The following is a 1,981-nucleotide window of genomic DNA, read 5'->3' as shown; positions in this document are numbered from 1 at the left end:
GGACGTGGCCCCCCTTCTCCCGAAGTTACGGGGGCATTTTGCCGAGTTCCTTAACCATAGTTCACCCGAACGCCTCGGTATTCTCTACCTGACCACCTGAGTCGGTTTAGGGTACGGGCCGCCATGAAACTCGCTAGAGGCTTTTCTCGACAGCATAGGATCATCCACTTCACCACAATCGGCTCGGCATCAGGTCTCAGACTATGTGCTGCCCGGATTTACCTGGACAACGTCCTACACCCTTACCCCGGGACTACCATCGCCCGGGATGGACTACCTTCCTGCGTCACCCCATCACTCACCTACTAACCGCTTGGGCCGGCGGCTCCACCACTTTCCATTCCCCGAAGGGTCCGGAACGGCTTCACGGCCTTAGCATCACGATGCTCGATGTTTGACGCTTCACAGCGGGTACCGGAATATCAACCGGTTATCCATCGACTACGCCTGTCGGCCTCGCCTTAGGTCCCGACTTACCCTGGGCAGATCAGCTTGACCCAGGAACCCTTAGTCAATCGGCGCAAACGTTTCTCACGTTTGTATCGCTACTCATGCCTGCATTCTCACTCGTCAACCGTCCACGACTACCTTCCAGTGCCGCTTCACCCGGCAGACGACGCTCCCCTACCCATCACAGCACCCGTTGGGGCTATACGCTGCAATGACACGACTTCGGCGGTACGCTTGAGCCCCGCTACATTGTCGGCGCGGAATCACTAGACCAGTGAGCTATTACGCACTCTTTCAAGGGTGGCTGCTTCTAAGCCAACCTCCTGGTTGTCTGTGCGACTCCACATCCTTTCCCACTTAGCGTACGCTTAGGGGCCTTAGTCGATGCTCTGGGCTGTTTCCCTCTCGACCATGGAGCTTATCCCCCACAGTCTCACTGCCGCGCTCTCACTTACCGGCATTCGGAGTTTGGCTAAGGTCAGTAACCCGGTAGGGCCCATCGCCTATCCAGTGCTCTACCTCCGGCAAGAAACACACGACGCTGCACCTAAATGCATTTCGGGGAGAACCAGCTATCACGGAGTTTGATTGGCCTTTCACCCCTAACCACAGGTCATCCCCCAGGTTTTCAACCCTGGTGGGTTCGGTCCTCCACGAAGTCTTACCTCCGCTTCAACCTGCCCATGGCTAGATCACTCCGCTTCGGGTCTTGAGCGTGCTACTGAAACGCCCTATTCGGACTCGCTTTCGCTACGGCTTCCCCACTCGGGTTAACCTCGCAACACACCGCAAACTCGCAGGCTCATTCTTCAAAAGGCACGCAGTCACGAGAACAAGGCAAGCCTTGTTCCGACGCTCCCACGGCTTGTAGGCACACGGTTTCAGGTACTATTTCACTCCGCTCCCGCGGTACTTTTCACCATTCCCTCACGGTACTATCCGCTATCGGTCACCAGGGAATATTTAGGCTTAGCGGGTGGTCCCGCCAGATTCACACGGGATTTCTCGGGCCCCGTGCTACTTGGGTGTCTCTCAAACGAGCCGCTGATGTTTCGACTACGGGGGTCTTACCCTCTACGCCGGACCTTTCGCATGTCCTTCGCCTACATCAACGGTTTCTGACTCGTCCCACGGCCGGCAGACCGCAGAAGAGAGATCCCACAACCCCGCATGCGCAACCCCTGCCGGGTCTCACACGCATACGGTTTGGCCTCATCCGGTTTCGCTCGCCACTACTCCCGGAATCACGGTTGTTTTCTCTTCCTGAGGGTACTGAGATGTTTCACTTCCCCTCGTTCCCTCCACACTGCCTATGTGTTCAGCAGCGGGTGACAGCCCATGACGACTGCCGGGTTTCCCCATTCGGAAACCCCCGGATCAAAGCCTGGTTGACGACTCCCCGGGGACTATCGTGGCCTCCCACGTCCTTCATCGGTTCCTGGTGCCAAGGCATCCACCGTGCGCCCTTAAAAACTTGGCCACAGATGCTCGCGTCCACTGTGCAGTTCTCAAACAACGACCAGCCACCCAT

Annotated in this window: 1 rRNA gene (running past one end of the window); it reads right to left on the bottom strand. The window is 57.3% G+C overall.

The annotated features are described in order from the left end of the window. A 23S ribosomal RNA gene (locus tag ACIGYR_RS38985) occupies positions 1-1,930 on the bottom strand; it reaches 1,291 nt to the left of the window's first position. Between the last annotated feature and the right edge of the window lie 51 nt (positions 1,931-1,981).

This window comes from Streptomyces sp. NPDC053076 (assembly GCF_044546845.1).
Taxonomy (GTDB): domain Bacteria; phylum Actinomycetota; class Actinomycetes; order Streptomycetales; family Streptomycetaceae; genus Streptomyces.
The sequence above is the reverse complement of the archived record's forward strand: the minus strand, read 5'-3'. Positions and strand labels throughout refer to the sequence as shown.